The following is a 21,306-nucleotide window of genomic DNA, read 5'->3' as shown; positions in this document are numbered from 1 at the left end:
AAAGGCGGGCACTCCTCGCAATGGGAATGCCCGCCTTTTCGTCGGTCAGAGTTTCACCAGGGGCTGGTACGCAGCACGATCTCGGTTGCGAGTTCGGCCGGTGCCGACTTGACGACGTCGTCGACACCCGGAAGTTCCGTCACGCGGAAGTCGGAGTACACGAAACGACCGCTGGCGTCGGCGATGGCCCGACCTCCACTGCCCACGACTACGGTGGTCGGAACCTCGACCGGCGGTACGCCGGCAATATCGCTGGCCGACGGATGTCCACGGTCCACGGCGATCAAACTCGCGAAGCGGCCGAACTGACGTGCAGCCAACAGCCACGCGAGATCGGCGCCCTCGCGGTGACCGACCAGATTCACCCAGGCGATGTTCAACTCGTCCAGAAGTACCACTGCCGAGGTCTCGTCGAGATTCTCGATCGATTCCACCGCGACGGTCCGCAGATCCGAATGGTGCAGTCGCTCACACACATCGTCGTACAAGTCGACGGGGTCGCCCTTGCCGGGGAGCAGGAGTACCGCATGCTTGCTGACCGGCCCGTCGATCCGAACGGTGCACGAACCACTGCCCACCGCTACTCGAGTCAATTCCATGTCTGGAAACGGTACGCGATCCACACTGTGGAGGACCCTGGAGTCGACAGAAGTATGACCACTCATACATTCACGCGCCGCTACGGGCCCGAATTGTTCGCTCTGCACCGCCTCTACTCGGAGCGAAAGTGGCTTTCGGCGCATCTGAGGCGACGGACGTACCGTTCGCTCGAAAGTGGGGGTGGGCCGAACTCCAGTGGGGCGCGGCTCTAGGTACCGGACGGTTTGGGGAGCCTCGTCATTCCGTAGACGTGATCAGCGCGCACCGTGAGGATCTGTCGACGCTCTGCCACCATCGCTTCGCGGTACTCCTCCCAATCGGGATGCTCCTGGCCGCTGATGTCCCGGTACAGCTCGACCAGGGCGTCCGACACTTCATCGTGAGGATCGGCCGCTGCGGGTGTCACCACAGCAAGTCCTTCGATCACGGCGTAGCTCCAGAAGTCGGGCGCGCTGACGTGAAGGGAAACCCGCGGATCGCGGATCGCATTTTTACTCTTGGCGCGATCGGCCGTGACGGACACGGAAGCCGTCTTCGACTCGTCATCCCAGCGGTAAATGATGTTGGACAACTGTGGGCGGCCGTCACGCTTGACGGTTGCCAGCACACCTTGTTTTCCCTCGGCCACGAGTGCGAACAACGCGTCGTCGGTGTCTGTGTCATTGCTCATGTCTGCACCAACGACGCCGTGCGGCCGGTTTGTTCCGGAGGCAGTCCAGTTCGAAGATCGCGGACCGCAATCGCGCGATCACTCTTCCCTCGATGGACGACAGCGGACAAAGATAGTCGACATGGCAACTTCTCGCGACATCCTCCGGCTGACTGCGTTCAGTTCGGATCCGGCCGGCGGTAATCCGGCCGGCGTAGTGCTCGACGCGCGTGGACTCGACGACTCCGAATTACAATCTGTTGCAGCCGAAGTCGGGTATGCCGAGACGGCGTTCCTCATCGAACCGGTGCTCGGAGGCAACCCGCGCCACAGCCGGATCCGGTACTTCTCCCCCATTGCCGAAGTACCGTTCTGCGGTCATGCCACTATTGCGACGGCCATCGCTCTCACCGAGCGAGACGGTGACGGAACCTTCACATTCGAAACACCGATCGGACCGGTATCCATCGACACGGCGACCGACGAGGACGGAACGTCCACCGCGACCTTCACCAGCGTCGAACCATCGGTCTCGCCGATCGATCATGCTGTACTGACAGCACTGCTCGGGCTCATCGGCGTCGATTCGTCTGCGCTCGACGCGCGGTATCCCGCAATGCTTTCGTACGCCGGCAACACTCACCCGATCGTCGTACTTCTTGATCAGTCGACATTCGACGAGTTCACCTTCGATCCATCCGCAATGCGAACTCTGATGGACGCGCAGGGGTGGGCGGGCACGGTGACGATCCTGCATCCCCTCGACGACAACACCTTCGAAGCTCGAAATCTGTTTCCGGTGGGAAACATCGTCGAGGATCCCGCGACCGGGTCTGCAGCGGCGTCGACCGGCGGTTACCTGCGCAAACTCGAACCCGCGGCCACTCCGCGGCGGATCACCATCCACCAGGGCCGACACGTCGGGCGACCCAGCGTTCTCGCGGTCGAGATCCCGGTCGACGGCGGTATCGCGGTCACCGGCACCGCCGTGCCGACAGACGACCCCCGGTAACCACCAGCGATGAGTTTCTCCCGGCCGGCGGGTCTATTCACCAGAGCGACGTCACAAGACCATCGCATCGAGCCGGGAGAACATCATGTCTGCAATCGCTTCAACCGCACACAACCTCCACCTCACCAAGCCGCGTGCCGTACTCGGGGCCACGATCATGGCCCTCGTCGCCAACCTGATCCTGTGGTTGATCGGCCTGGCATCTGGCGGATCGTTCGAGATGACAGATCAGGGAAAGGTGGCGAGCGTAGCTCCCGGCGGGGTCATCACACTTACGGTAGTGCCGTTGCTGGTCGGTTTGTCGCTCGCAATGTTGATCTCACTGAAGTGGGAGCCGATCATCCGCATCGCTCAGGTCGTGGGTGCAGTGTTTGCGCTCGGCACCATCGCCCTGACGATTGCCGCGGACTTCGACGCCGCCAGCACGGTCACGCTCGCGCTGATGCACGTGGTTGTCGCCGCGAGCGTGGTCGTCGCGCTCGAGGCCGTACGTCGGTCTCCGTCGAACTAGACCGCGGTAGGCGGCGCGGAATACGTCTCGACGATCTCGGCTGCCACGTCACGCAACTTGGTGTTCGTGGTCTGAGACTGCCTGCGCAGCATGTGAAATGCGGTGTCGGCGTCGATCCGATGGATGGCCATCAGCATGCCTTTGGCCTGTTCTATCGGCGCCCGAGTCTCGAGCGCGCGTTGCAAGGCGTCAGCTACCGCCTTGGCAGATTTGAAGCGGGAGAAGTCTCCGATCGCGCGTGAGACTGTTGTCGTGAGAATCTCCATGACTTCCGCGTCGACGCTGTCGAAGGCCGCTGGGGCACGTCCGTACAGGTTGAACGAACCGAGTCGCTGATCCGGCGTGAAGAGCGGCGCCGCGAGAAAGGACTTGATCCCTTCGTCCTTCGCGGCCGCCGCGAACCGCGGCCAGCGTTCTGCGCTGGTCTCGGCATCAACGACTACGGTTTCACCGGTTCGAGCGGCGTGCAGACATGGTCCGTCGCCGGCGTCGTATTGCTCGATGTCGACGCGCAGGGTCCGCGAATCGGTATGAACGGCGGTGTAGGTCTGCCCGGCAAGATCGATGGTGACGCCGATGCTGTCGGCGCCGTCGATGGCGTCGTTCGCGATTTCGACGGCGCGCTGGAGCAGAACCACGAGTTCGTCCTCGTCGCCGATACTTCCCCCGAGCGCTGCCAGCAACTCTCTGACTGCACGTGCCGTCAGCCGAGTTTCCGCAGCCTCGACGGCGACGTCAGCACCCGTTGCCGTCGCATCGTCCGGCAGTACCGACGGCACCGAATCCTCGGTTCTCGGGTCGAAGCCTCTGGGGTCGAAAGCGGTATCCACGACGAAGCATTCTTCCAGCTTCACGAGCACCAAGGAGAGTGAGTTCGGTGACAGAACCCGGCAAACCGCCGAGTCGTCATCGCCATCGATCGAGTGCGACACCGAGATTCCGTCTCGCCCGAGTGTGCTGGCCACGAACCGCGTCCGGACTCAGTTCCAGGACAACAGCGATCTGTGGATACGTCATGCCCTCCACTTCTCGCAAGACCCAGGCAGCACGCTGACGCAGTGGCAGGCGATCGAGTTCGGATTCCAGGGCGTCGAGAAATGCTGTGCCGCAGACTTCTTCGCTCGGATCACGCAAACGGGGATCAGCTTCTTCCCGGAGTTCGTCCATATCGGCGGCGCAGGAGCCGACTTTTCGATAGAAATCCGAGATCTTGCGAGAACAGATCGCGAACAACCAGGTCTTGGTGCTCGAGCGCCGCTGAAACCCCGGAAGTTGGCGCCACGCAGCGACGCAGGTTTCCTGGACGATGTCGTCGACGTCACTCTCGCTCGCGAGCAGTCGACGGGCAAATCGATACAAGTGCGGGCCGTATCGGCGGACGATGACGTCGAAGGCCGCGTGATCGCCGAGCATTGCCGAGTCGACCAGCACCTCGTCACTGAAGTCGGTCAGCAAGCCGTCGAATTGATCTGTCACCGCGCACACTCCTACTAGGGAGCCGTCGCGGGAGTGAGGCCTGGCTATTCTACCGCGTCCACGTCGACACCCGCGGGAGCGCTCTCAGGCTTCGAGTGCGGAAGCAATGACGGGGAGCCCGATAGGCGCCCCACCGTTGATCAGTTTCTCGAGTAGATCCTGATCGAGGTGCTGCTCGACGAGATCAGCGAGAAGGTCGAGTTGTTGTTCTCGCACCGCGGCAACCGCGGTGTCGGGTGCAGCAACAAAACCGGGAACCGCGAGCTCACGCAGCAGGCTGCGCCGAAAGTCGTCACTTTCCAGGAGACCGTGCCAGTGTGTCCCTCGAACAGGCCCTCGCACACTGCCTTCCGGCATACCGCTCGAGTCCGCCAGCAATGGGTGGTCCCCGTTGCGCACGACGCGTCCGTGATGAATCTCGTACCCGGACACCGAGATACCGTCTGCCGTACCGGTCATCTGCGCCAGCACCTTGTCCGGAGCGAACTCGACATCGAGGTCCAGCAGACCCAGTCCCGCGGTGGTCCCTGATCCTGATTCGACGTCGTCGACGATGGAATTACCCAGCATCTGGTAACCGCCGCAGATTCCCAGGACTGCTTGCCCGCGACCTGCTCGCGCGACGATCTCGTCGGCCAGGCCGGTACTTCGCAACCACTCGAGGTCACTCACGGTGGACTTACTACCGGGGATCACCACGAGGTCCGCGTCGCGAATCCGCGACGGATCGGTCACCCACGAAACTGCCACGCCCGGTTCACATGCCAGTGCCTCGACGTCCGTGGAGTTGGAGATGCGCGGGAGCCGAACCGCAGCAACGGTGAGCCAGGCCGAACCGACGGGTGGGCCCGGGCGCCCTACCGGGGCATTGCCGGTGACGCCAAGCGAATCCTCGGCGTCGAGCCAAAGATCGTCGGCAAACGGGATCACTCCGAGAGTGGGTCGACCGGTGAGGCTGCGCAGTTGTTCCAGTCCGGGTTCCAACAGTGCAACGTCACCGCGGAATTTGTTGATCACAAATCCCGCGATCAATGCCTGGTCGCTCGGCGAGAGCACAGCAACGGTCCCGAACAGATGGGCCAGGACGCCGCCGCGATCGATGTCACCGACGACGACGACCGGAATCTGCGCAGCCTCAGCCAATCCCATGTTGGCAAGATCCGTTGCGCGCAAGTTGATTTCGGCCGGTGAACCGGCGCCTTCACAGATCACGACGTCGAACTCGGATCGAAGCGATTCGAGATCTTCGGCCACGACGGCGCGAAGCCACTGCCGATGCTGCATGTAGTCGCGAGCACCCACTGTGGTCATCGCCTTGCCCCGAACGACCAGTTGCGAAGTGCGGTCACTTCCAGGCTTGAGCAGCACCGGATTGAATCGAACACTCGGCTCCAGACCGCATGCCCGCGCCTGAAGTGCCTGCGCACGGCCGATCTCTCCGCCGTCCAGCGTGACCACGGAGTTGTTCGACATGTTCTGCGCCTTGAACGGCGCCACTCGGACGCCTCGACGCGCCAACATGCGACACAATCCGGCCACCAGAACGCTCTTGCCTGCGTCGGACGTTGTGCCGGCTACCAGCAGAGCGCCGCGCATCTCCGAACTCAAGGCAGGGTGAGAATCTCTGCACCGGTCTCGGTGACCACCAAGGTGTGCTCGAACTGCGCCGTCCACTTACGGTCCTTGGTGACGACGGTCCAGCCGTCCTCCCAGATCTCGTAGTCGATACCACCGAGGTTGATCATCGGTTCGATCGTGAAGACCATGCCCGGTTCGATGATCGTCTCGACCGCGGGCTCGTCGTAGTGCAGGATCACGAGGCCGTTGTGGAAGGTCTCGCCGATTCCGTGTCCGGTGAAGTCCCGGACGACGCCGTACCCGAACCGATGGGCGTAGGACTCGATGACACGTCCGATCACGTTGAGCGCGCGGCCGGGCTTGACGGCTTTGATGGCCCGCATCGTTGCCTCGTGTGTGCGCTCGACGAGCAAGCGGTTCTCTTCGGACACGTCACCGGCGAGGAATGTCGCATTGGTGTCGCCGTGTACCCCGTTGATGTACGCGGTGACGTCGATATTGACGATGTCGCCGTCCTGGATCACAGTCGAGTCGGGGATTCCGTGGCAGATCACCTCGTTGAGAGACGTGCAGCACGACTTGGGAAAGCTCTTGTAGCCCAACGTCGACGGGTATGCACCGTGGTCGAGCATGAACTCGTGTGCGATGCGGTCGAGTTCGTCGGTCGTGACACCGGGAGCGACAGCCTTGCCGGCTTCCTGCAGCGCGCCTGCAGCGATCTTGCTGGCGATGCGCATCGCCTCGATCGTTTCCGGCGTCTGAACCCAGGGCTCGTTGCCCTCTTTGGCGGTCGGCTTCCACGCGTACTCGGGCCGCTCGATCTTCGAGGGCACAGCGAGGACGGGAGAGACGGTTCCAGGGACCAATGGGGTACGCACAGACATGCAGAACAGCCTAGACCTCGCGTCGCGGGTCAGCCGGATGCACTCCAGTTCCGGAAAACCGGGTCGACGAGAATTCTGACGGGGGTCGACATCGTCTGTCCGAATTCCTCGAAGAGCACGTCGCGAGATTCGAAGGTGCCCAGATCGCGGTCGACGAATTCGGAGAAGTCCAAGCAATCACACGAAACAGACTTGCCCCAACTGATCGGAGCGCGTCCGATCGCGTCGAACAGTGTCTCCTCGCCGGTATTCGTGAACGGTTCGAGCGCTGAGACCACCGCAGGTGAAACGATCTCGGAGATGTCCTGCCAGCGTCCGTCGACCAGAAATTCCGGCCACGCCAGCAGCACTGACTTCGGAATCACCGCATGTAGACGCCGAAATCTCGGGTACCAGAATTCCCCGCGTAGTACGAGACCGCGTACTCGGGTGGCGATACCTCGGCGGCGAGCCAACGCTTCGACGATAGCCAGTCTCTGACTGCAGGATCCGCGCTCTCGACTCAATGTCACCGAGACGGGTTGCCGGTCGTCGAGGCCGTACACCGGCCGAATATTTGCAACGACGCTGCGATGCGCCGACACCAGGAACTCCTGCGCCGACTGGATCGCACCTTCTGCAATGTCCTCGTAGAGGCGGGCCACGTCGTCGTGGCCCCAGTCGAGGATCGGAGTTGCGGCCACATCGCCACCCGACGCGTCGTGGCGGATGTCACCTTTGCGGATTCCACCGAGCAGTACGCACGTCATGTCTCAACCGTAGTGCGCGACCGGAATCGCTGGAGCCTGACAGAATCCCAACCGTGAAGAAATGGCTGTTGTTGATCACCGCGATCCTCACCGAGGTGTCTGCGACGCTGTCGTTGCGCGCCGCCCTCGATCACCCGGCTTGGTACATCGTGGTCGTCGGCGGATATCTCGCAGCATTCACCGCCTTGTCGTTCGTCCTGCGGGAGGGCATGGGACTCGGTGTTGCATACGGAATCTGGGGCGCAACCGGAGTTGTCCTGACCGCAGTATTCGCAACGGCCCTTTTCGGAGATCCTCTGACGGCCACCATGGGCGTCGGGATTGCACTGGTCATCGGCGGAGTGCTGTGCGTCGAACTCGGCTCCCAGGCTGCCGCCGACAGCGGGCCGGCGGACCCAGCATGACCTTCGTATTTCTGATCGCTGCAATTATTTCCGAGGTCACCGCGACGTTGTCACTACGGATGGCGTCGCAGGACGGCAGCGACAAACGATGGCTCGCGGTTGTCACCGTGGGGTATCTCGCCGCTTTCGCCTTCCTGACCCTCGCGCTCGACGCGGGCCTCACCATCGGCGTCGCCTACGGAATCTGGACCGCATGTGGAGTGGCGTTGACGGCAATCGCATCCCGCATTCTCTTTCGCGAACCGCTGACCAGGCTCATGATGGTCGGGATCGGCCTCATCGCGGCAGGCGTGCTTCTCATCGAACTCGGTGCGAGTCACTGATCGCTGCACACATCAGTGTAAGGTTTACCTAACTTTGCTCTGGAGGTAGTCCACGGTGCTGATCCCTGCCCTTCGTGAAATCGCCGACGGTCCACAGCTGGACGACGATTCCCACTTACGGGAATCCGACCGCCACACTCCGATGGCGCGCGCCGTCCCGGCGCCGTTCCAACTCACGACGTACATCGTCGAGACCGACCACATCACCCGGTGGCCAGAGCACGCTCACGTCGAGCACGAACTGATCTGGTCCGACCGCGGTGTCGTCAACATGATCATCGACAATCAACTCTGGACCGTCACACCTGGCGTCGGCCTGTGGATCCCCCGCGGGGTCCTCCACGAAGGTCAGGCAAATCCCCACGTCGCATTCCGCGCCACGCTCTTCACCCCCGAGCTGTGGACTCCCGCCTGGAACGAACCGTGCATCGTGACACTGAGTGAGGCAGCCCGGGCACTGCTGATACACCTCGCCCACACCGGAATGCCTGCAGAACAACGCCTTCGGGCACAGCAGGTTTGTGTCGATCTCCTCACCCCGGCATCGGCACCTCACTTCGACGTACCGATCCCCCGAGATCCGCGGCTACGGATGCTCGTCGACAAAGTGCTGTCGGATCCCGCCGACGATCGATCACTCGATCAGTGGGCTCACGTTCTCAATCTCAGCCGACGTACGGTCACCCGGATTTTTGCCGCGGAACTCGCCTTGAGCTTTGCGCAGTGGCGCACTCTGGTTCGTATGAGCACGGCCCTCGGCATGCTCGGGACCGGAATGAGTGTGAACGCCGTCAGCCGCCGTGTCGGTTACGGGACGTCGAGTTCCTTCATCGCCGCTTTTCGCAAGACGGTCGGCTACACCCCCGGCAATGCGCTCGCCGCTGTCAACTGACTCGAGCCTGACCTGTTGTCGACATCGGCTGGCCCCTTCGCTACACGCACGCGCCCTACATTCACTTAGGTAAGCCTGCTCTCACGTGCGTACTGCGCTGAGTCGTGCAAGCACTTCCCTGATCAATCCCGAGGAGTTTCGCGTGTTCAGATCTGCCCGTCAGAGAATTCGTCCCCAGCGGAGGCGACGAATCGTTGTTGCGCTCATGCTGGCGGCGGCACTGCCTCTGACCGCCTGCACACAGTCGTCATCGGACGCCCAGGAAAACAATTCATCGGCATCCGCCGTCGAGGACGGCGCCTATCCCGTGACGATCAAGCACGCTTTCGGCGGGACCACCATCGACAAGGAGCCGACACGGATCCTCACCCTCGATTCCGCAGCGGCAGACACGGTCATCGCCCTGGGTGTCACTCCGATCGCGATGCAGAAGGACTCTTGGGCCGGCGACGCCGACGGGTTCCTGCCGTGGACCCGCGCCGAACTCGAAAAGTCGGGCCAGACGCTGCCCACGCCTGCGCCGTACTACTCCGACAGCGGCGAGCTACTGTTCGAGCAGATTCTCAATGCCGCGCCTGATCTGATTCTTGCCCCGTACTCGGGCTTCTCCGAGCAGGATTACCAGCGCCTGAGCTCGATCGCCCCGACCCTCCCGTACGACACCAAGCCGTATCAGCCCAGCTCGTGGCAAAACCTCGCCACCGATGTCGGCAAGGCACTCGGGCGTCCCGCTCAGACCGCGGCGCTGATCAAGTCGGTTGAGAAATCGGTCCAGGAATCGAAGGCGAGTCATCCCGAATTCAACGGAGTCACTTTCGCCTTCGGTTCCTACATCCGAGAAGGAGAAACCGAAACCGCCATCTACGGTCCGGACGATCCGCGCGTCAAGTTTGTCGAAAACCTCGGGCTCACAGTCGCTCCCGACGTGGTGAACGGCGCCAAGAACTTTGCCGGCGACTCGTTCCTTTTCGGCATCAGTATGGAAAAGCTCGACACGATCGACACCGACGTGTATCTCGGTTGGGCAAGCGATCAGTCGGAAGTCGACAGCACATTGGCCAACACTCTGTTCTCGCGGTGGCCGGTCATCGCCAACGGCAAGGACCTGTGGATCACCGACAATCGCCTGACTGCAGCGACAATGTACGTCAGCCTTCTGAGTGTTCCGTGGGCGACCGACGAACTCGTGCCACAGTTGGCCGAACTGGTCGCAAAATAGCAGCCCGCTCGGTCTGATCAGGCAACTGAAGGCCACTCACCGCGAAGTGTCGCGAAAACCACGGTGTCGGTCCACTCGTTCTTGATCCACGCATTCTGCCGAAAATGTCCCTCTCGCCTCATACCGATCCGCTGCGCGAGTCGCGCCGAGGATTCGTTTCTCGAATCCATTCGCGCGACCACGCGGCGCAATCGGGGTGTCGCGAACGCGAGGTCGATCAGAGCGGTCACTGCTTCCGTCGCGAATCCTCGGCCGCCGAACTCGGGCGAAAATGCCCACCCGAGTTCGGCGGTGTGCTCGACTTCGGCTGTGCAATCAGATTCTTCGACTCGCCAAGCACTCACGCTTCCGACAACCCGGCCCCCGTACTCGACAACAAGTGCCACCGCGCCCGATGCCAGGTCGCGGCGAGACATTCTGGTCTGCACGGCCTCCCGAGCCTCCGCGAGACTCCAGGGTTCGTTGAGCAAATACCGGCATACGTCGCTGCGCCCGTAGAAGGTGAGAAGATCCCGGTGATCGCCTGGGCGGTAGGTACGGAGCACCAGCCGATCCGTCCGGATCACACCCGGTGCAGGCCTCATCGCCACACCTACGTCCGCCATATCCATGCCGTCACGGTAGGTTCTTTCGAATTCGTAGGCGAATGAATATCGCAATGCTGTGCAGCGCTCAATGTTTGATTTGCCCTCCGACGGGCTACTTCACCACCGTAAAAGGTCGGGACAGGGAAATATGCCAGGCTATTTCGCGCTTGAAATCTAGGGGCGGTCATGTCCGAGGATTCACTGGTAAAGCAGGGTGTGGCAAAAGGAAGCGCGCTGGGCGGAGCCGTTCTCCTCATCACAGTCGGCGTGCTCGAAATCCTCCAAGGCATCTCGGCGATATCGGAGGACGACGTGACAGTCGTCGGCCCGGAATACACGTACCAATTCGACCTCACTTCGTGGGGATGGATCCACCTCGTACTCGGTGTGCTCGTCACCGCTGTCGGAATCATGCTCTTCACCGGCGCGACGTGGGCACGGGTAGGCGCGATAGTCATCTGTTCTCTGTCGATCCTCGCGAATTTCCTGTGGCTACCCCACTCGCCGTGGTGGTCGATCATCATCATCGCGCTCGACGTATTCGTCATCTGGGCCGTCGCGACCTGGAATCCCGAGGTCATCTGAGGTCACCCGCCGAATCATCTTCGCAGTTCAGCATTTCAACTGTGCGCCAGTAGTTTCCGTCCCGGGAGGACCATCATGGCAAACGGCACGAGCGACGGACCACTCCAGGAGGACGAACGTGCCGAACTAGCCCGGTTGCGCGAAGAGGTAGCAACACTTCGCGAGCAGACTCCCAGCGCCCGCGAAACGACCGTCGAGAAAGTCTCCCGACCACCTCGACATGGGCTGCGGTGGACCGCGGTGACAATCCTGCTGGTGCTGGTCGCACTGCTCGCAGTCTTGTCGGTAACCACCCGCTTCGTACGTAGTCAGATCCTCGACACGGACCGCTACGTCAGCACGGTAGCGCCACTGGGTGAGAATCCAGCCGTGCAAGCGGAGATCACGAATCAAGTCACGGACGAGATCTTCGATCGCGTCGACGTCGAAGGGCTCACCACCGAGGCACTCACGGCCTTGACGGACGTGTCGAATCTCGAAGCCAACGCCCCTCGCGTGGACCAGGCGTTGGTGGGTTTGGCACCGGTGATCGCCGGCCAGGCGAAGAGTTTCGTCCACGACACAGTGACCTCGCTCGTTCGGACGCAGCAGTTCGAAGACCTTTGGATTCAGGCGAACCGAGCGGCGCACAACTCCCTCGTCGCCGTCATGACCGGAAACTACGGACCCGACTCGGTCGAGGTCGACCAGAGCGGAACGGTCAGCATTTCACTGAGCACGATCATCGACCGGGTGAAAACGGCGCTGACCGACCGCGGCTTCGCTTTCGCAGACAAAATCCCGTCCGTGGACAAGGAGTTTGTTCTCTTCCAGTCCCCCGAGCTGGTGAAGGCGCAGCGAGCCGTCTCGGCACTCGACAAGGTCTCGGCGGTGCTGCCGTGGTTGGGAATCGCTTGCGCAGCAGCCGCTGTCGCCGTTGCGCCAACCGGTCGCAGGCTTCGCACGCTGTCCCTGGTCGGTCTGTCGATTGCGTTGGGAATGCTTGTTCTTGCGATCGGAATTCTGATCGGACGTGCAATCTACCTCGACAGTGTCCCTACCGATATCCTCTCGCCAGACGCCGCCACCGCTGTCATCGACACAGTTCTGGTTCCGCTTCGGACGAGCCTTCGCGCGGTTGCGGTCCTCGGTGTGGTGGTGGGGCTCGGCGCCTACCTGATCGGTGGGTCGTCGTCGGCGATCGCCGTTCGTCGAGGCTACGGGCAGGCGTTGGACTTCGTCCGGCATTCTGCAAGCGGCCGAACGCCGAATCAGGTGGAGCGGTGGGCCAATCAGCTTCGTGTCCCACTGCGCTGTGCCATCATCGGCATCGCCGCCCTGTTGCTGCTCTTCTGGCGCTACCCCACCGGATTGGTCGTTGGTTGGATCGTCGTCATTGCGCTCGTTGCTCTCGTCGCACTGGAAGTATTGGTTCGTCCCGCACGCGCCGCCGCGCAGGACGCCGGGCCTGACGACGGCGGAACCGACGACGCCAGGCCCGGGGCAGAAGATACGAAAACTACGCCAGCGCCTTTGCCTTGATGGCCTGGAATTCCTCTTCGTTGATCGCGCCTGAGTCGAGAAGCTCTCTGGCGTCGGCGATCTGCTGAGTCGGCGATTTCCCGGCGACCTTTCGAATGTAATCACTCTGCGCGTGTATGTGCTGTTGAGCGGCTTCCATCGACCGCCTCGTCATTCCGTCATTCTTGACGACCACGTAGATCATCGCGGACAGGAATGGAATGACGAAGAGGAATATCATCCACAACGCCTTGGCCCAGCCCGAAGTCTCGTGATCACGGAACAAGTCGGTGATGATCGAGAACAACACGCTCAAGTACGCCACAAAGGCAAAGCAGACGAAGATGAACCAGAAGAATTCCCAGAAGCCTTCCATGTCAACGCTCCCTGTACTCGGTTTTACACATCAGGAGTTCGGGAGGCTGACGTTCCGCGCCTGAGCTCCTGCATTCGGCCAGAACTCCCTGGTCCAAGGTCATTTCAGTATGCGCCGACGATCCCCGTTCCGGCTACAGCTCGAGAGAGTTCAGACTCGCCGACCGCTCATCCATTATCGGAATCACGATTCTCCGATCCGAGATCTCTTGTCTGGCCGCCTTTTCGACCAGAAGAGGCACGAAGTCGCGGATCCGACATCCCGCAAAACGCTGGTGAATTGTTCGCACTCTGTTTTCGATCTCCGGTGGAGGAACGGCGGGATAGCGGGAAATCAGGCGAGTGATCACCCGCTCGACGTGGAGCAACTCTTCGTCGCCAGTCATCCATTAATGGTCGTCCGTCCAGCCGAGCACGTCAAGACTCGGAAAGGGTTCGAAAACAACACGATTCGGGTCTCGATTGCGAAGAGAATAGGTTCACCGAATATGGGGCATACACATAAGGGCGGACGGTTCCCCGCGCGCTCGCGTTGCGCTCATGATGCCAGGGAGTGGAAGTGGGAAAGAACGCTCGGATTCTTCACGACGACACCCCGTCGACCCTTACCGACGACGCGCCGCCCGTGGCAGAAAAGCCGATGAAGAACAAGGTGTACCGCCGCAAACTCAAGCCGTTGCACGGCGAACTCGTGGCTTTGCAGGAGTGGGTCAAATCGTCTGGAGCCAAGGTCTGCATCGTATTCGAAGGTCGAGATACCGCGGGGAAGGGCGGTGTCATCAAAGCCATCACCGAGCGAGTGAGTCCGCGAGTGTTCCGGGTCGTTGCGTTACCCGCCCCGACCGAGCGAGAGCATTCGCAGATGTACGTCCAGCGCTACGTCCCGCATCTTCCGGCTGCCGGTGAGATCGTCATCTTCGACCGAAGTTGGTACAACCGTGCCGGTGTAGAACGAGTAATGGGCTTTTGCACCGAAGAACAAGCACATCAATTTCTCCAGCTCATTCCGACCGTCGAACGCGCGATCGTCGAATCGGGAGTCATTCTGCTCAAGTACTGGCTCGAGGTCAGCGAAGAACAGCAGCTCTTACGTCTGCAGAGCCGGATCGACGACCCTCGAAAGATCTGGAAGCTGTCGAATCTCGATCTGAAGTCGTTCAGTCATTGGTACGACTACTCGCGTGCCCGCGACGAGATGTTTCGCTTCACCGACACCGGCTGGGCGCCATGGTATGTCGCAAACAACAATGACAAGAAACGCGGACGACTCAACATCATCAGCCACATTCTGAGTCAGATCCCCTACGAGCCCGTGCAATCCACGGACATCACCCTGCCGAAACGGCAGAAGGCTCACGGCTACCAGACTCCCAAACAACCGCTGCACTGGATTCCGACCCGGTATTGACGATCGCCAAGGAAAGGATGTGCGGTCATGAGCCCCACGCCGTGGCATGCGCAGAGTGGCGAATCAGTCGTGTCCGTACTGCAGTCGGACCCGGAGCGCGGACTGCAGTCGGATGAGGCCGACCAACGGCGACGACGCTACGGGTCGAACGAAATCACCTCGACGCCACCGCCGTCGACGTGGTCGATCGCGCTGTTGCAGCTGAAAGATCCGATGAACTTGATGCTCGTCGCCGTGGCCGCGGTCAGCATCGCCATCGGTGAAGTGCCGACAGCAATCGTGGTGGCGGTGCTCGTCGTGCTCAACATCGTCCTCGGAACTCGACAGGAGTTGAAGGCACGGGCCAGCGTCGACGCCCTCGCCAAGATGCAGACGCCCCAAGCACGGGTCATTCGTGACGGGAACCTGATTCAACTCGACGCTACCGAACTGGTGCCGGGTGACATCGTCCAAGTCGAGGCAGGAGACATCATCGCTGCCGACGGACGGTTGCTCGCCACCACCACCCTGGAGACGCAGGAAGCCGCATTGACCGGGGAAAGCGCGCCGATACCGAAGGACCCTAATACGCTGAACAACGCGGATATTCCGCTCGGAGACCGCAGCAATCTGGTCTTCCAGAACACCTCGGTCACCCGCGGCACGGCGACCATGGTGGTCACCGAGACCGGGATGCAGACGCAGATAGGCCGGATCGCGTCGATGTTGTCAGCGGTCGCCCCTGGCAAGTCGCCACTTCAACGTGAATTGGACTCTCTCACCAAACTTCTCGGAATCATCGCGTGGACGGCAGTGATCGTCATCGTCGTCATCGGGCTCCTTCGTGGGCAGGACCTGACTACGCTTCTGCTCCTTGGTATCGCAATGGGAGTGTCCGCGATTCCGACCGGCCTGCCAACATTCGTCCAGGCGATGCTGGCCTACGGTGCCCGTCAACTGGCCGACGCCAAGGCCGTCGTGAAGAACCTGACCGACGTCGAAACACTCGGCGCGACCAGTGCAATCAACTCGGACAAGACCGGCACGCTGACCATGAACCAGATGACCGTCCGATCGCTGTACGTCCACGGCCGTTGGTACACGGTCGACGGCGAAGGCTACGCCAAAGCGGGAAGGATCACGCAGGTTGCCGGCGAGGCACCGCCCGACTTCACCCTTCTCGCATACGGACTGTGTCTCGACAGCGATGCAACGGTTTCCGATTCCGGGGAAGTTGTCGGCGACCCGACCGAGGCCGCGCTCGTGGTGCTCGCGGCAAAGATCGGTGCCGACGCCCCACTGACCAGACGGACCTACCCGCGGGTGGCAACGGTTCCGTTCGATTCCGCGTACAAGTTCATGGCCACGTACCACCACCTCGAAGTCGACGGCGAAAGCCAGTTCGTCGGATTGGTCAAAGGCGGACCCGATGTCGTCCTCGCTCGGTGTTCTTCGGCCTTCCTCCCCGGCCGCCGACCGGTACCGATCGAGGAAGTCCGAGACGAACTCACGGCAGCAAATCAGTCCATGTCCGAAAAGGGTCTTCGGGTGCTGGCATTCGCGGTCAGACGCCTCGACGGACGGGAAGACGCTGTCGTGGCCGACCCCATGTCCTTTGTCGAGGACCTGACGTTTGTCGGTATGGCAGGCATCATCGACCCGCTGCGTCCGGAGGCGGTCGATTCGGTGCGAACCGCACACCGGGCCGGCATCGAGGTCCGCATGATCACCGGCGACCATGCCATCACCGCCGCAGCGATCGGTGCCGAACTCGGACTCGGCCCGGGCTCGGTGGGCGGCGGCGAGTTGCAAGCGATGACCGATGAAGAACTGTCGACCGCGTTGCCGAACCTGCACGTGTTCGGCCGCGTCACTCCGCAGGACAAACTTCGCTTGGTCGATGTCATGCAGAGCGGTGGCGCCGTCGTCGCGATGACCGGAGACGCGGTCAACGACGCCGCCGCGTTGAAGAAGGCAGACATCGGCGTCGCCATGGGCTCGGGCAGTGAGGTGACCAAACAGGCGGGCAAGATGGTGCTCACCGACGACAACTTCGGCACCCTCATCACCGCGATCACTTTGGGCCGCAACATCTACGGGAAAATCGTCTCATACATCCGGTACCAGATGTCGAAACTCTTCTCCTTGGTTCTCCTCTTCCTCGCTGCGAGCATCTTCAACATCAACGAGGGTGTGGCACTGACGCCACTGATGGTGCTGTTCCAGCACTTCTTCATCACACTGTTCCCCGTCGCCGTGATCATGCTCGACCCGCCGCCACCGGATCTGATGAACAAGCCTCCGCGCGATCCCAAGATGCCGATCGCACATCGAAGCGCAGTCGCTCAGTGGCTCGCGTACGGTGTCCTGCAATTTGCCGTGACACTCGCGGCGATGCTTCTCGCACCCGGTGAAATGAGTACTTCCGAGGCGAATGTTCCCATGACCACAGCATTCGTAGTGCTCTCTCTCGGTTCGATTCTCGCGGGGCTTACCATGCGGCGTGATCCCGAGTCCGGCGTGGTTCCACCGGTTCTCGGTGCCATCAAGATCTTGACGATCCCCACGGTCGTGACCGTATTCGCCGTCGAGGCGGGCGTCCTCCAGGACCTCCTCATGACAACCTCACTGACCGGCGCCCAGTGGCTCGCCTGCCTGGGTTGGTCGCTGATCATCCCGGTTGTCGTCGAGTTGGACAAGGCAATTCGACGCCGCCGCCTCGCACAGGCACCTGCGCCCCTCCCTGCGACCACCGCGGTTGCCCCCGAGCGCGCCCGTTCGCTCCACTGAGGGAGGACAATCAAACGATGATGTGGGCGGAGAGTCTAGGTCGGCTACCGGGCGTCGCGACTGCCCGTGGGTATCGCCGCGAGTGGTTGCGAACAGACGTCACTGCCGGACTCGTCTTGACTGCCCTGCTCATCCCGGCAGGCATGGGCTACGCCGAGGCCGCCGGGTTGCCTGCGTACGCCGGGCTGTACGCCACCATCGTGCCTTTGCTCGCGTACGCGGTAGTCGGGCCCTCGAAAATTCTTGTACTCGGACCTGATTCGTCACTGGCGCCGCTGATTGCCGCCGCGGTCATACCGCTGGCAGTGGTCGGCGATTCGGAGAATGCGCTTGCACTAGCCGGTGTTCTCGCCATTCTTGTCGGACTCATCCTCGTGATCGGCGGATTCCTTCGTCTCGGCTTCGTGACCGAACTCCTCTCGAAACCGATCCGCCTCGGCTACCTCAACGCCATTGCACTCGTCGTCGTAGTTGGTCAGATTCCCAAGCTGCTCGGATTCTCCGTCGACGCGTCCGGTCTACTCGGTGAAATCGGCGGGATCTCAAAGGCCCTGGTGGGTGGCGACGTCGACCCCCTCGCTGCCGCCATCGGTGTCGGTTCGCTAGTCGTCATAGTCGCCTTCCGGCTCTGGGTACCTGTTGTTCCCGGCGTTCTGGTGGCCGTTGTCGCGGCCATAGTCTTGTCCGCTGCCGCCGGTCTCACCGATGACATCGGCATGGTCGGCGCACTGCCGGAAGGACTCCCCCTCCCTTCCGTCGGTGGAGTCACCTGGCAGGACGTCGGCCATCTGATCGGGCCCGCCGCCGGTATCGCATTGATTGCCTTCGCCGACACCGGCGTTCTCTCGCGCACCTTCGCCGCCCGCCACGGCGAGGACGTGAACGGCAGTACCGAAATGAAGGCGATCGGTGTCGCGAACGTGGCCGGCGGGCTGTTCGGCGGGTTCCCGATCTCGGCGAGCGGGTCACGAACTCCGGTAGCCGAACAGAGTGGGGCGCACACACAATTGGCCGGCGTCGTCGGGGCGCTCGCGGTCCTGGTGTTCGTCCTCGTCGCTCCCGGACTCACGGCATATCTGCCCGATGCAACACTGGCCGCCGTCGTCATCGTCGCCGCGTGTGCACTGATCGACGTGGGCGGCATGGTCCGCATGTGGCGCATGAGCACCGTGGAATTCGGCCTCGCCGTCGCGGCGTTTCTGGGCGTCGCCCTGGTCGGTGTGCTACAAGGCATCCTTGTAGCGATCGGACTGTCCTTCGCAGCGGTCATCGCGCAGGTATGGCAGCCACATCGAACCGAACTCGTCGAGACGGGCGAACCCGCCGGATTCCACGACATCGAACGCCATCCAGATGGGCATCGCATCCCCGGCCTGGTGTTGGTGAGGTTTGACGCGCCACTGTTTTTCGCGAACGGCGAGATCTTCGACGAGTACGTTCGCTCCGTCGTCGCCAAGGCGCCAGATCCGGTCGACTGGGTGGTTATAGCCGCCGAACCGATCACCGGACTCGATACAACGGCAGTCGACGAACTCGTCGATCTGGATACATTCCTCGAAGGCAAAGGAATTCGGTTGGCATTCGCAGAGATGAAAGGTCCGATCAAGGATCGACTCATCCGATTCGGAGTCGGGGATCGATTCGATTCGACGCACTTCTACCCGACCGTCGAAGCCGCCGTGAACGCATTCCGCACCCGAACCGGCGACTGACAAACGCCAGGCAGTCGGGAGCCGTGGCTGCATTGGGTACCGTTTGGTATGGGATTCACGACGGACAATGTTCCGGCACGCCGTATCGCTCAGGTCGCCGGCGTGGGCGGTATCGCCGTCGGCGTTGTCGCGCTGATCGCGTTGTACTCCACCAAGCCGATCAACCCGTTGATCGCCGTGGCCTCCTTCGTCCCGATACTGCTTGCGGTCACACTCGCAGCGTCCCTGATATGCCTGGTCTTTCGCCGCTGGATCCTGCTGGCGATCTCGGTGGTACTGATTGCGGTGGGCGCGTCGGTGATCAGTCCACTGTATGTGGCAAACAGTTCCGAAATCGACGGGCCGACTCTGCGCGTAATGCAAGCAAATCTTCTCTTCGGGCAGGCAGATCCCGCCAGTTTGACTGCGACGGTGCGCGAGAAGGCAGTCGACGTCCTGACGGTTCAGGAACTGACCACATCACTCGAAGGCTCTCTCAGAGATCAAGGACTCGAGCAACTGCTGCCGCATCACTACTTGGTACCGGACGAGGCCGGCGGGGGTGGCGCCGGTATTTACAGCCGTTATCCGCTGACGGACACTCGGGAATTGAACGGATTCGGACCGACCAATCTTGTTGCCGAAGTGAGCTTCTCGACTCCGTTCACCCTTCTGGCGGTTCACCCCGGACCGGCGTACGTGACCCCGCCCGACGTGTGGACTGCCGAGCTGAGCACTTTGCGAAACGCGCTCGACGCTGCTGCCGCCGAGGAAACCGTCATCGTCAGTGGCGACTTCAACACCACATTCACGCACAAGCAATTCCGTGACCTCCTCGATGTCGGCTACTCCGATGCCGCAGACCAATTGGGGGTAGGCATCGTGCGCACCTATCCGGCGGACAAGAAATTTCCCGCGATCGTCGGCATCGACCATGTACTTCTGCGGGGCGGTCAGGCGAAGTCACTCGAGCGGATCGAGATCGAAGGTTCCGATCACTTCGGCTTGATCGTCGACGTGGCGATCCCCAACTAGTCGGAGAGCACCCGACCCGCGCGAACGCGTTGCGGATCACCCGTGCTTCGGCATGCTTCGACCCGACACATCGATCGTCCGATGCAGGTGATGCGGCGTACGCAGGACGATCGACCGGTCCACCACGGATACGCCCGGAAACTGGTCGGCGAGATAACCTTCCAGACGCTGCACGTCGTCGATCGAGCGCAGCCACACCGCCAATGCGATGTCGTAGCTGCCGATCGTAGAAGCAACAAGCCTCGCCTCACGCAGGTGCGAAAGGCGCTGAGCAATTGCCTCCTTTCGCCCGTCGAGACGTAAGAAGTACCAGGCGTAGACCGGCCAGCCGGAGTAGGGCCGAGCAATCTCCGTGCGGACGACCAGTCGCCCCGTCGACAGCTCGTGAGAAAGGAGCGCCCCAGCGCGAGCCGGCGTGACTCCGAGGGCCGCAGCGAGTGCCGAGACGGTGACACGTGGTTCGAGAGAAAGAATGTCGAACAGCTGCGACTGTTCCTCTTCGCCGGCGCGTACACCACGAATCTTTCCCGCCGGGGCCGACTCGAGCGCGGCAATTTCTTCCGCATCGAGAGCACGTAGACGCCAGTTCCTCGCGTCGGAGTTCGCCGAGGACACGATCTGAGTTCGCATCGCGGTGATCATCGGCAGGGATTGTGTTCGCTCCAACACGTACCTGGACAATTGATCGAGGTCAGTGCAGGTGAGCGTGACGAGCAGATCCCGATTGCCGGTTGTGAGATCGACTGTGAGAACTTCGGGATCGTGCGCGATCTGTTCGGCAACGCTCATGGTCTGTGCCGGTGCGCATTCGATCTCGAGAAGTGCGGTCGCCGACACGATGGGTCCACCACGGTACGCAGCGATCCACGCTATTCCTTGCGAGTGCAGACGCTCCCAACGCCTGGTCAGGGTGACCGGGTCGGAACCGATCGCGCGTGAAAGCTCGGACCACGACGCTCGCGGCCTGATCTGCAGTGCGTTCAACAGCCGAAGATCGTCGTCCTTGAGCATCTGATCCTGCACCGAGGACCTCACTTTCAAAAGAATGCTGCACCGAAA

Annotated in this window: 23 protein-coding genes; 12 read left to right on the top strand and 11 right to left on the bottom strand. The window is 61.8% G+C overall.

The features are described 5' to 3' along the window. Window positions 1–53 precede the first annotated feature (53 nt). Window positions 54–599 carry a hypothetical protein gene (locus EHW12_RS12755; RefSeq protein WP_003942671.1) on the bottom strand — a complete coding sequence of 182 codons (546 nt, stop codon included), beginning with the start codon at window positions 597–599 and terminating at the stop codon, window positions 54–56. Window positions 600–808: 209 nt separating this feature from the next. Continuing rightward, window positions 809–1,270 (bottom strand): PPOX class F420-dependent oxidoreductase, encoded by a 462-nt coding sequence (locus EHW12_RS12750; RefSeq protein ID WP_063316564.1) that lies wholly within the window; start codon window positions 1,268–1,270, stop codon window positions 809–811. A 121-nt stretch (window positions 1,271–1,391) separates the two neighbouring features. On the opposite strand from EHW12_RS12750, the gene EHW12_RS12745 reads away from it, so the two are divergent. Both EHW12_RS12745 and EHW12_RS12740 read left to right on the top strand, forming a co-directional pair. Next, window positions 1,392–2,261, top strand: a complete 870-nt coding sequence (locus tag EHW12_RS12745; RefSeq protein ID WP_241199153.1) for a PhzF family phenazine biosynthesis protein — start codon at window positions 1,392–1,394, stop codon at window positions 2,259–2,261. A gap of 85 nt (window positions 2,262–2,346) precedes the next feature. After that, window positions 2,347–2,772, top strand: a complete 426-nt coding sequence (locus EHW12_RS12740) for a DUF6069 family protein (RefSeq protein WP_116056843.1) — start codon at window positions 2,347–2,349, stop codon at window positions 2,770–2,772. Here the strand turns inward: EHW12_RS12740 and EHW12_RS12735 are convergent. The 5 genes from EHW12_RS12735 to EHW12_RS12715 all read right to left on the bottom strand — a co-directional run bounded on the left by EHW12_RS12735 (window position 2,769) and on the right by EHW12_RS12715 (window position 7,459). Further along, window positions 2,769–3,602: a GAF and ANTAR domain-containing protein gene (locus EHW12_RS12735; protein WP_054188597.1), complete on the bottom strand. Its 834-nt coding sequence runs from the start codon at window positions 3,600–3,602 to the stop codon at window positions 2,769–2,771. The two genes, EHW12_RS12740 and EHW12_RS12735, sit on opposite strands and share 4 nt — an antisense overlap. 76 nt (window positions 3,603–3,678) lie before the next feature. Then, a complete protein-coding gene (locus EHW12_RS12730; RefSeq protein ID WP_007734974.1) occupies window positions 3,679–4,248 on the bottom strand; it encodes a sigma-70 family RNA polymerase sigma factor in 570 nt (189 codons plus the stop codon). A gap of 84 nt (window positions 4,249–4,332) precedes the next feature. Beyond that, window positions 4,333–5,844 (bottom strand): cobyric acid synthase, encoded by a 1,512-nt coding sequence (locus EHW12_RS12725; RefSeq protein ID WP_125050894.1) that lies wholly within the window; start codon window positions 5,842–5,844, stop codon window positions 4,333–4,335. Window positions 5,845–5,852: 8 nt separating this feature from the next. Beyond that, complete coding sequence (gene map, locus EHW12_RS12720; RefSeq protein WP_007734970.1) at window positions 5,853–6,710, bottom strand: type I methionyl aminopeptidase; 858 nt, start codon at window positions 6,708–6,710, stop codon at window positions 5,853–5,855. A gap of 29 nt (window positions 6,711–6,739) precedes the next feature. Next, window positions 6,740–7,459 (bottom strand): transglutaminase domain-containing protein, encoded by a 720-nt coding sequence (locus EHW12_RS12715; RefSeq protein WP_003942747.1) that lies wholly within the window; start codon window positions 7,457–7,459, stop codon window positions 6,740–6,742. Between the two features lie 53 nt (window positions 7,460–7,512). Between EHW12_RS12715 and EHW12_RS12710 the strand changes: the two genes are divergently transcribed. The 4 genes from EHW12_RS12710 (at window position 7,513) to EHW12_RS12695 (ending at window position 10,297) form a co-directional block, all read left to right on the top strand. Continuing rightward, on the top strand, window positions 7,513–7,863 hold the full coding sequence (locus EHW12_RS12710) for an SMR family transporter (protein WP_003942817.1): 351 nt from the start codon (window positions 7,513–7,515) through the stop codon (window positions 7,861–7,863). Next, window positions 7,860–8,186: an SMR family transporter gene (locus tag EHW12_RS12705; protein WP_003942819.1), complete on the top strand. Its 327-nt coding sequence runs from the start codon at window positions 7,860–7,862 to the stop codon at window positions 8,184–8,186. The genes EHW12_RS12710 and EHW12_RS12705 overlap by 4 nt, the downstream gene beginning before the upstream one ends. A 55-nt stretch (window positions 8,187–8,241) precedes the next feature. Next, window positions 8,242–9,078: an AraC family transcriptional regulator gene (locus EHW12_RS12700; RefSeq protein WP_030535637.1), complete on the top strand. Its 837-nt coding sequence runs from the start codon at window positions 8,242–8,244 to the stop codon at window positions 9,076–9,078. Window positions 9,079–9,220: 142 nt separating this feature from the next. Continuing rightward, window positions 9,221–10,297: an iron-siderophore ABC transporter substrate-binding protein gene (locus tag EHW12_RS12695; protein ID WP_241199152.1), complete on the top strand. Its 1,077-nt coding sequence runs from the start codon at window positions 9,221–9,223 to the stop codon at window positions 10,295–10,297. A 17-nt stretch (window positions 10,298–10,314) separates the two neighbouring features. Here the strand turns inward: EHW12_RS12695 and EHW12_RS12690 are convergent, their stop codons facing one another. Then, complete coding sequence (locus EHW12_RS12690) at window positions 10,315–10,908, bottom strand: GNAT family protein (protein ID WP_050656477.1); 594 nt, start codon at window positions 10,906–10,908, stop codon at window positions 10,315–10,317. Between the two features lie 162 nt (window positions 10,909–11,070). Here EHW12_RS12690 and EHW12_RS12685 point away from each other — a divergent pair, with 162 nt between their 5' ends. Both EHW12_RS12685 and EHW12_RS12680 read left to right on the top strand, forming a co-directional pair. Further along, a complete protein-coding gene (locus EHW12_RS12685; RefSeq protein WP_007734954.1) occupies window positions 11,071–11,469 on the top strand; it encodes a hypothetical protein in 399 nt (132 codons plus the stop codon). Between the two features lie 75 nt (window positions 11,470–11,544). Further along, window positions 11,545–12,990 (top strand): hypothetical protein, encoded by a 1,446-nt coding sequence (locus EHW12_RS12680; RefSeq protein WP_125050892.1) that lies wholly within the window; start codon window positions 11,545–11,547, stop codon window positions 12,988–12,990. On the opposite strand, the gene EHW12_RS12675 is transcribed toward EHW12_RS12680, so the two are convergent. Further along, window positions 12,968–13,345, bottom strand: coding sequence for an SHOCT domain-containing protein (locus EHW12_RS12675; protein WP_003942794.1), 378 nt, complete (start codon window positions 13,343–13,345; stop codon window positions 12,968–12,970). The two genes, EHW12_RS12680 and EHW12_RS12675, sit on opposite strands and share 23 nt — an antisense overlap. Before the next feature lie 133 nt (window positions 13,346–13,478). Continuing rightward, a complete protein-coding gene (locus tag EHW12_RS12670) occupies window positions 13,479–13,730 on the bottom strand; it encodes a hypothetical protein (RefSeq protein ID WP_007734945.1) in 252 nt (83 codons plus the stop codon). Window positions 13,731–13,921: 191 nt separating this feature from the next. Between EHW12_RS12670 and ppk2 the strand changes: the two genes are divergently transcribed. The 4 genes from ppk2 to EHW12_RS12650 are packed head-to-tail and all read left to right on the top strand — an operon-like array spanning window position 13,922 to window position 20,247. Next, complete coding sequence (gene ppk2 / locus EHW12_RS12665) at window positions 13,922–14,752, top strand: polyphosphate kinase 2 (RefSeq protein WP_228402274.1); 831 nt, start codon at window positions 13,922–13,924, stop codon at window positions 14,750–14,752. Window positions 14,753–14,779: 27 nt separating this feature from the next. Beyond that, complete coding sequence (locus EHW12_RS12660; protein ID WP_125050890.1) at window positions 14,780–17,521, top strand: cation-transporting P-type ATPase; 2,742 nt, start codon at window positions 14,780–14,782, stop codon at window positions 17,519–17,521. 17 nt (window positions 17,522–17,538) lie between these two features. After that, window positions 17,539–19,233 (top strand): SulP family inorganic anion transporter, encoded by a 1,695-nt coding sequence (locus tag EHW12_RS12655; RefSeq protein ID WP_003942720.1) that lies wholly within the window; start codon window positions 17,539–17,541, stop codon window positions 19,231–19,233. 48 nt (window positions 19,234–19,281) lie between these two features. Beyond that, window positions 19,282–20,247 (top strand): endonuclease/exonuclease/phosphatase family protein, encoded by a 966-nt coding sequence (locus EHW12_RS12650; RefSeq protein WP_125050888.1) that lies wholly within the window; start codon window positions 19,282–19,284, stop codon window positions 20,245–20,247. Window positions 20,248–20,283: 36 nt separating this feature from the next. Here the strand turns inward: EHW12_RS12650 and EHW12_RS12645 are convergent, their stop codons facing one another. After that, on the bottom strand, window positions 20,284–21,282 hold the full coding sequence (locus EHW12_RS12645; RefSeq protein ID WP_241199151.1) for an Lrp/AsnC family transcriptional regulator: 999 nt from the start codon (window positions 21,280–21,282) through the stop codon (window positions 20,284–20,286). Window positions 21,283–21,306 lie beyond the last annotated feature (24 nt).

It is taken from the genome of Rhodococcus sp. NJ-530 (assembly GCF_003860625.1).
Lineage (GTDB): Bacteria > Actinomycetota > Actinomycetes > Mycobacteriales > Mycobacteriaceae > Rhodococcus_F > Rhodococcus_F qingshengii.
Note: the sequence above shows the minus strand (reverse complement) of the source record. Positions and strands in the feature narration are given on the sequence as shown.

Excerpts from the sequence above, each read along its gene's own strand:
- EHW12_RS12755 (WP_003942671.1), bottom strand. The coding sequence starts at position 599 with ATGGAATTGACTCGAGTAGCGGTGGGCAGTGGTTCGTGCACCGTTCGG.
- EHW12_RS12750 (WP_063316564.1), bottom strand. The coding sequence starts at position 1,270 with ATGAGCAATGACACAGACACCGACGACGCGTTGTTCGCACTCGTGGCC.
- EHW12_RS12745 (WP_241199153.1), top strand. The coding sequence starts at position 1,392 with ATGGCAACTTCTCGCGACATCCTCCGGCTGACTGCGTTCAGTTCGGAT.
- EHW12_RS12740 (WP_116056843.1), top strand. The coding sequence starts at position 2,347 with ATGTCTGCAATCGCTTCAACCGCACACAACCTCCACCTCACCAAGCCG.
- EHW12_RS12725 (WP_125050894.1), bottom strand. The coding sequence starts at position 5,844 with ATGCGCGGCGCTCTGCTGGTAGCCGGCACAACGTCCGACGCAGGCAAG.
- map (WP_007734970.1), bottom strand. The coding sequence starts at position 6,710 with ATGTCTGTGCGTACCCCATTGGTCCCTGGAACCGTCTCTCCCGTCCTC.
- EHW12_RS12715 (WP_003942747.1), bottom strand. The coding sequence starts at position 7,459 with ATGACGTGCGTACTGCTCGGTGGAATCCGCAAAGGTGACATCCGCCAC.
- EHW12_RS12705 (WP_003942819.1), top strand. The coding sequence starts at position 7,860 with ATGACCTTCGTATTTCTGATCGCTGCAATTATTTCCGAGGTCACCGCG.
- EHW12_RS12690 (WP_050656477.1), bottom strand. The coding sequence starts at position 10,908 with ATGGATATGGCGGACGTAGGTGTGGCGATGAGGCCTGCACCGGGTGTG.
- EHW12_RS12685 (WP_007734954.1), top strand. The coding sequence starts at position 11,071 with ATGTCCGAGGATTCACTGGTAAAGCAGGGTGTGGCAAAAGGAAGCGCG.
- EHW12_RS12680 (WP_125050892.1), top strand. The coding sequence starts at position 11,545 with ATGGCAAACGGCACGAGCGACGGACCACTCCAGGAGGACGAACGTGCC.
- EHW12_RS12675 (WP_003942794.1), bottom strand. The coding sequence starts at position 13,345 with ATGGAAGGCTTCTGGGAATTCTTCTGGTTCATCTTCGTCTGCTTTGCC.
- EHW12_RS12670 (WP_007734945.1), bottom strand. The coding sequence starts at position 13,730 with ATGACTGGCGACGAAGAGTTGCTCCACGTCGAGCGGGTGATCACTCGC.
- EHW12_RS12660 (WP_125050890.1), top strand. The coding sequence starts at position 14,780 with ATGAGCCCCACGCCGTGGCATGCGCAGAGTGGCGAATCAGTCGTGTCC.
- EHW12_RS12655 (WP_003942720.1), top strand. The coding sequence starts at position 17,539 with ATGATGTGGGCGGAGAGTCTAGGTCGGCTACCGGGCGTCGCGACTGCC.
- EHW12_RS12650 (WP_125050888.1), top strand. The coding sequence starts at position 19,282 with ATGGGATTCACGACGGACAATGTTCCGGCACGCCGTATCGCTCAGGTC.